The sequence below is a fragment of the Streptomyces sp. NPDC059909 genome (genome assembly GCF_042730885.1).
GTDB lineage: Bacteria > Actinomycetota > Actinomycetes > Streptomycetales > Streptomycetaceae > Streptomyces.
In genome coordinates this window covers 34,872-42,474 of the sequence record NZ_JBHWKX010000037.1, presented here as the reverse complement: position 1 = coordinate 42,474, position 7,603 = coordinate 34,872, and the positions used below count along the sequence as shown (strand labels likewise).

Here is a 7,603-nt window from a genome sequence, read left to right as displayed (position 1 = left end):
GTGGTTTGGAGAGGGGGGTAACTGTCCTGGGAAAAAACCCCCTGGGGGGGGGAGGAACAGAATAAGCAGGCGGGGGGGGGGGGGGGGGGGTGCCCCGGGGGGAGGGCGCGGGGGCCACACCAGGGCACGTCAGAAGATGGTCTTGTACGCCTGCCAGCCGCCGCCGAGCAGCTTGGAGGAGCCGAACGAGCCCGCCCCGTTGCCGTCGTTGCGCCAGAGGTTGCCCGACGTGTCGCGGGAGACCAGATCGGCCTTGCCGTCACCCGAGAGATCGCCGATGCCGACGATCGTGTCGCGGTTGGCGCCCCAGTCCTTGAAGACCAGGACACGGCTCTTGAACGTGCCGTTGTTGCGGCCGTCGAGACGCCACAGCTCGTTCGAGCCGTCCTGCAGGAGCAGGTCCCCGTTGCCGTCACCGTTCAGATCGCCCACGCCGACGACCTTCTTGTACGCCGACCAGTTGGTGCCGATCTTCACCCCGGACTTCAGCCGGCCGTCCGCCTTGCCCGCGTACAGCCACATGTCACCCGTCGACGCCGCACGCGCGACCAGGTCGGGCAGCCCGTCACCGGTGATGTCACCCGGTGTGGTGAGCACGCTGTGGACGTTCCAGCCGGTGCCGAGCGAGGTGTACGAGGAGCCCGACTGCAGGGCGCTCATCTCGCAGCCGCCCTCGTAGCGGCGGAGCTCGCCGGCCGAGGTGCGCATCAGGACGTCGTTGCAGCCGTTGTCCGTCGGGTCGCCGAACGCCACCTGTGCGGTGATGTTCTTCCATGCCTGTCAGCCGATCCCGAACACGACCGTGCTCCGGAACGAGTCCTTGCAGTCACCAGGTCCGTGCCCTGAGGCCGGTGGGGCGGTCCGACCGGACCGCCCCACCGGAACGCGGAACTAGTAGATGCCGGAGAAGCGCTGCCATCCGGTGCCGAGAACGACTGTCTTGCCGAACGAGCCTGCGCCGTTGCCGCTGTTGCGCATCAGCTCGCCCGTCGTCCTGCGGGAAAGCAGGTCCGGCTTGCCGTCTCCAGTGATGTCACCGATCCCGATGATCACGTTCCGGTACGCCCCCCAGTTGTTGCCGAACACCAGCACCCGGGGCTTCAGCGTCCCGTTCGGCCGTCCGTCGTACCGCCACAGCTGGTTGGACTTGTCGACGGCCAGGACGTCGCCGATACCGTCTCCGGTGATGTCCCCGGCCCCCAGGACCTTCGGGTACGCCAGCCAGCCCGTACCGATCCTGACCCGGGGCTTGAACGACGACTTCCCCGTGGCGACGTACAGCCACATGTCGCCCTTGGTGTCGCGGGCCAGCAGGTCCGTGTGTCCGTCCAGGGTCACGTCACCGGGCACCAGGAAGTCCTTGTACACGTTCCAGCCGGTGCCGATCAGCACGGACTTGTTCTGCGCCTTGCTGAAATAGACCTGCCCGAAGCTGAGATACGCCCGCAGTGCACCCGTGCTGTCGCGAACCAGCAGATCGTTGTCGCCATCGGCGTCGATGTCGCCGAACGGCACGAGCCGCGACGTCGTCGGCCAGTCCGCGATGTAGCCGTAGTCGGTGAAGGTGCCCGACGGCGTGCCCTCGATCGAGTGCAGCTTCCCGTCGGACTTGAGACCGAGCAGATCGGGGTAGCCGTCGCAGTCGAGCGAATGGAGCACCGCCGTACCGCAGGACACGTCGAACTCGCCCGAGCCGGCGGCGACCTGGGCCGTACCGTCGTAGGTCTTGGCCGTGAGCTTCCATACGTAGCGACCGCTCGGTGCCGGAGCACCACCGGCTACGCGTCCGTCCCAGCGCGCGTCCGAGTACTCCCGCTCGGCACCGCCGGTGAAGGAGGCCACCTGACGGCCACTGCCCTTGTGAGCGACGGCAACCGTCCACGACTCGACCGGCCTGCTCCAGAAGAAGCGGGAGGACCACGGGTTGTCCGTCCTCCTCGGGGACACCGAGTCGTCCCGGTGCAGGACCAGTGCGGCGGCCGGCGATCCGGCGACGCCGATGCCACGTACCCGCACCGACTGGTCGGCAGCCACGAACGCCAGGTGCCCCGCGTGTTTGTCGACGGTCCAGGTGATGCCGCGCTCGTCCGCCACCGGTCCGGCCGGCAGATCGGCGACCTTCCGCTCGGTCGCGGCGGTGCCGGTGCGGACATCGGTGAGCAGCAGCTGACCCGACGTGCGGTCGTGCCGCACGACGAATCCGTCGCCGAGCAGAGCCTGACCTGACGGGACCGCGACCGAGGTCCCCTTGCGCAGGTCCAGCACCCCGGACGGGTGGCCTGCCCCACAGGACCAGTACAGCCAGCGCTCCGTGGCCTGGAGCTCGGTCGGGGCGCACTTCGTGCCGGTCTTCAGCGTGCGCACCGTCTTCCGCGTGTCCAGGTCGTACGCGTTCAGCGTGCCGGGCTCGATCCCGGTGCCGACCGACGTGCTCCACAAGGTGTGGTACCAGAGCGCCGCGCCCCGCACCGACTGGACGAGCGCGGTCGAGTTCCTTCCGAGTTCGAGCACGTACTGCTGCGCGGGGGTACCGCTCTCGACGATCACATGGCTGAGGGACGCGTCGACGATCCGCCCGCCGTCCGTCGGCAGGTCCTGTTCATCGTGGGAGGTGTTCGGCTCGATGCGGGTCTGGACCTGGACGTGGTCCCCCTGGTCGACCAGATACGCGACACCGTAGCTGTTGCCGTCCACCATCCTCACGCAGTCACTGCCGGTCTGGCAGCGGACGGTGGCCGTCTCGATGGCCATCGGCCCCGAGGCCGCACCTGCCTGCGGCACCGCGGAAGCACCCACGTCGTGGTTGAAGACGACGAGGCTCTCGGACCCGTCCGAGCGCCGGGACGACTCCGCCCTGCGCAGCAGCCCGCGGGTAAGGGTCAGGCCCACGACTTTCGAGGGCAGCTTGGGCAGTGGGAGCACGGTCGCGGCGTCGCCCGACGACGAACCGCCGAGGCGCCGGACACCCCAGTGGGCCGCGTCGTCGCCTCCCACGGCCAGCACGGTGCCGCCGGGCCCTTGCAGGAGATCCGGAACGGCCGGCCCCGCGCTGTGTGCCAGCACCTCGGCCCCGGCCTCGGTGCCGGCGGGCAGGCGGAACACGAACTCGCCGTAGCCGGCTTCCGATTCCTTCAGGGTCGCGAGCACCCGGTCACCCGCAAAGGCAAGCCGGTATGTCCAGGCGTCGGGAAGGCGGTGCTTCACCGGTGCGGCGGCGAGGTCGGCGCGCGGGAGCACGCTGACGTCCGTGCCTCGAAACGGAACCCAGCCGATCCGGTCCTCGGAGAGCAGAAACGTGCTCTCCAGCCCCTTCGGACCGGGCACAGGAGTCAGGTCCCCGGACGCCAGATCGATCAGGCCGAATCCCACGCTGCCGCCATACGTCTTGTAGGCCATGACCACCGACTTGGCGTCACCCGCGTAAGCGCGGCGCAGGAGGTACGTGCCTTGGGGCAGGCCGGTGACCACGACCGGTTCGGCAGACGCGTCAGCGATGTCCAGCAGCAGTACCCGACTGGTGGACGGGCTGTCCGGATTCTCCACCACGACGAGCTTGGAGCCGAACACGCCCGAGAACGCGGCGCCGGCGGGCAGGGCCCGTTCCGTGACCGTTCCCGTGGCGTGGTTGTAGAGGGCGACCGTGCCCGTGCCGGCGGTGGGACTGGGGTGGACAGCGATCGTGTCCGTTCCCGTTCCCGTGACGGCCTCGGCCTTCGTGGCCGCGGGGATGGGCGACACCGCACTGCGCGTGCCGTCGTACGTCGTCCACGTATAGCCGGTGGTGCCCTCCTGCTGGTGCAGGAACCCGGTCGCACCCGCGGCGAGGAGGGCGTCGGAGCGCGGCGTCACCCGCCCCATGGCAGGAATGGCGGCCTCGGGCGCCTCGGCGGCCTGTGCCGCCCCGGGGAGGAGGGGACTCACTCCCACGGCCATGCAGACGGACACTGCGATCGCGGCTGCCGTGCGGGCACGGCGGCCGCTCAACGCGAAGCGAGACAAGAAGGCCCCTTCCCTGGAACCGAAGCCTGGGTGCAGGGGGCCAAATGAGGCGGCGACGCACTTCGACGACCACGCGGTCGTCGAATGCCTTTGAGCGACGCAGCACCGAAACCGTGGCGTCTACAGTCGTTTCCTTGCCGTAGCCCCCCACCGCAAGTGGACGGATCGTAACAGCAACCTCACCTGCAACGTAAGACACTTTCGAACCCGTTCAAAGCCGCAGCGCGGCCTCGCCGCACCTGAGTGCCGCAGAGGCCGCGCTGGTCACGGAAGCTCAGTAGAGCCCCTTGTACCCCTGCCAGCCGGTCCCGATCCTCGCCGTCGCCCCGAAGGACCCGGCCCCGTTCCCGCTGTTGCGCAGCAGATCACCGGCGGTGTTACGGGACACCAGGTCGGGCTTCCCGTCACCGGTGAGGTCCCCGACGCCGACGAAGGCGTTGCGGTTCATGCCCCAGTTGTTGCCGAACACCAGCACCCTGGGCTTCACCGTGCCCGCCGCCGTGCCGTCGTACCGCCACAGCGAGTTGGCGCCGTCCACCGCCAGCAGGTCGCCGATGCCGTCGCCGTTGAGGTCCCCGGCCCCGAAGATCGCCCGGAAAAGCTTCCAGTTCGTGCCGATACGGACCCGCGACTTCAGCTTGCCGGCGCCGTCGTCGGCGTACAGGTACATGTCCCCGGTCGTCGTCTGCCGTGCGACGAGATCCGGACGTCCGTCACCGGTCAGGTCGCCGGGCGACGTCAGCACGTTGTACTGGCTCCAGCCGGTGCCGATGGAGGTGTACGACGTCGTCGGCTTCAGCGCCGCGCCGCACTTCGGCTTGTACGCTCGCAGTTCGGACCCGAGCCGGACGAGCAGGTCGCTGCACCGGTCGCCGTTCAGGTCGCCGACGGGCACCGGAACGGCGGAGGTGGACCAGCCACTGCCCGAGAGCTTGCCGGAGAGGCCCTGCGAATCGAACTCCGTGGCGAAATGCACCGACAGCGTGCCCGAGGAGCTGAGCGTCAGCAGGTCACCGACGCCGTCGGGACGCCCTGGGTCACCGAAGTAGTCGCGGTGCACCGCCGCGCCGTCGCCGAGCGTGCCGCGGCCCGAGGCGAGCGTCACGGCGCTCGTGCCGCCGCCCGCCGGGACCGCGGCCAGGGACCAGCTGAACCGGCCGTTGGGCGCGTACGCGCCCGAGTCCGTGCGGCCGTTCCAGGACGCGGAGATCTCGGCGTGCGCATCGGTGCCGGTCAGCTTGCGCAGCACCTTCCCGGCCGTGTTCCTGATGGTCAGGGTCCACGAGGCGGCGGGACGCGAGAGCGTCCAGGACCCGTCCCACGTGGTGTAGCCGGTCACGCGGAGCCACAGCCCGTCCTCCACGTCCGAGTGGATCACGGTCGGCGGCGTCGACGGGCGGACGACGGCACCGATGACGTGTACCTGCTCCAGCGCGCCGGCATAGGCCACCATTCCGGTGTACTCGTCCACGGCCCAGCGGTAGCGGCGGTCCATGGTGAGGGCGGTGGCAGGCAGGGTGGCCAGGGCACGGGTGACGGCCGTACCGGACGTCACGTCGTTCAGCAGCAATGCGCCGGAGGCGTGGTCGTGCCGCACGGTGAAGCCGTCGCCGAGCAGCACATCGCCCGCAGCCACCGCGACCGACGTCTTCTTCACCGTGTCGTACACACCGGCGGGACCGGCACTTCCGCAGCTCCAGTAGAGCCACTTGCCCGCGGCCTGCAGTTCCTTGGGCACGCACGAGGCGCCGCCCACGGTCACCGTGCTCGTGGTCTTCGACGTGCGCAGGTCGTACGAGGTGAGCTGTCCCGCCGTGGTCGTCGGGCGCCACAGCACGGGGCCGGCGAGCGCTGCCGCCCGAACGGTACCGGTCAGCTGGACGGTCCGGCCGAGCTCGCCCACGTACTGCTTGGGGGCGGAGCCGCCGGAGTTGTAGACGACGTAGCCGTCCGACACGTCGACGATCCTGCCGTCGGCGGTGCCCGCGGGGAATTCGAGCCCGCCGCCGGACGACCCGTCGTCGTCCATGGGGGCCGCCCAGTCCAGGTTCTCCTCGTACCGGTGCTCCAGCTTGACGTCGCCGCCGGTCGCGTAGTTGCCCCAGATCTCCCGGCACTTGAGAGTGCCGACCGGGCATTTGGAGGCTGCCCCGGGTCCGGCGACCGGGACCTTGGGCACGGGCTTGCCCGTCGTGCCCAGGTTCCAGGAGTTGGTCTTGAGCGAGCTCCCGGACTCGTAACCGACGCGCAGGTGGCCCCGGCTGAAGGCGAGGGAGCCCTTGGCGGTCTCGTACGGCGCGAGCTTCAGCAGTTTGGTGAGGCCGAGCGAGCCGTCGCCGCCCTGCCTGATGCGCCAGGCCCACCAGTTCGTCGCGCTCGTGCCGCCGGTGACCAGGGCAGAGCCGTCGGGCGCGGGCTGGACGCCCTGGCCGGACCGGGCCAGCAGGGTCTTCGCGGGACCGCCGTCGAGTGGCAGGGCCGTCACCGGGTCACCGGCGTCCGCCTCCGTACTCTTCGCGGCGAGTACGAGCCAGTCGTCGACGAGCGCCGCGTCGGAGCCGTACGCGGCGCTTCCGGCAAGGGCATGCGTCGCCGCCGGGGCGGTCAGCGCCGTCCGCTGCTTGAGGTGCAGGGTGGAGGCGGCGGTGTCGTACCAGCCGATGCGTCCGTCGTCGAGCACCGTCTCGGGCGGCTCTCCGTCGTACTGATCAAGGTCGCCGAGGCCGGCGAACGCCTCGGTCATGGTCGCGGTGGCGAAGTCCACGTAACCGAGCCGGTAGTCGCCCTCGGCGACGGCGTACAGAACGACGACTCCGTCGCGGTCACCTGTGGTCACGGAGATGTAGCCGGATCCGTCGCCGGCGTCCGGGAAGCCGGTGACGGGACGGGTCCGCTCTTCCCCCTCCACGATGTCCATCAGGGAGAACGAGTCCCGGTGGTAGCCGGCGACGACCACGGACCCGAAGGTTCCCTGGTAGGCGAGATCGTAACTGTCGAGCTGCCGGGTCGCTCCGGTCGACATGTCCCGCAGTGTGACGGGGAAATCGCCGGCCGAGGGATCCCCGGGCATGGCGACGGTGTCGCCCCCACGGCCGAACTCACCGTCGCGGCAGGAGCTGTAGATGTCGTAGCAGTCGGACCCCGCCCAGGGCCCCTTGTGGATGGCGCCGCTGTCGTCGCGGACGGAGACCGTGGTGGAGCCGTCGTACGTGCTCCACAGCATGCCCTCGCTGTCCCGCCCGCCCTGGCGGTAGAGGAAGCCGGTGTCGCCTGCCGCCAGGAGCTGTGCCGTGGTTCTGCTCGGATTGTCCAGCACCACTTCTGGTGTGACGGTCTCCGCCGCGGCTGTACCGACGGCCGCCGGCAGCAGGCCGGCCGCGACACAGGTGGTGATGAGTACGGAAGCGAGCGCACGACGGCGCACGCGAAGTCTCGCCAGGAAAAGACCCCCCAAGGTCCCCGGAAAATCCCCGACTGTCCCCGAAAGGGGAGCGGGAAGGCGCCCGACCCCCCAGTCGTCGCCGATCGTCGCCGATCACCCGCACAAGTGCGCGGATCATAACAACGGGCCCGGACACCACCGCTCTCGCGGTGCTGTCCGGGC

3 protein-coding genes are annotated in these 7,603 nt (G+C 69.9%); all 3 read right to left on the bottom strand.

The window, feature by feature from the left end; translation table 11 throughout:
- Window positions 1-129: 129 nt before the first annotated feature.
- Window positions 130-753 carry an FG-GAP repeat domain-containing protein gene (locus ACFV9O_RS24290; RefSeq protein ID WP_385421119.1) on the bottom strand — a complete coding sequence of 208 codons (624 nt, stop codon included), beginning with the start codon at window positions 751-753 and terminating at the stop codon, window positions 130-132.
- A 138-nt stretch (window positions 754-891) separates the two neighbouring features.
- Window positions 892-3,921 carry an FG-GAP repeat domain-containing protein gene (locus ACFV9O_RS24285; RefSeq protein ID WP_385421118.1) on the bottom strand — a complete coding sequence of 1,010 codons (3,030 nt, stop codon included), beginning with the start codon at window positions 3,919-3,921 and terminating at the stop codon, window positions 892-894.
- A 352-nt stretch (window positions 3,922-4,273) separates the two neighbouring features.
- Window positions 4,274-7,423 carry an FG-GAP-like repeat-containing protein gene (locus tag ACFV9O_RS24280; protein ID WP_385421117.1) on the bottom strand — a complete coding sequence of 1,050 codons (3,150 nt, stop codon included), beginning with the start codon at window positions 7,421-7,423 and terminating at the stop codon, window positions 4,274-4,276.
- Window positions 7,424-7,603 lie beyond the last annotated feature (180 nt).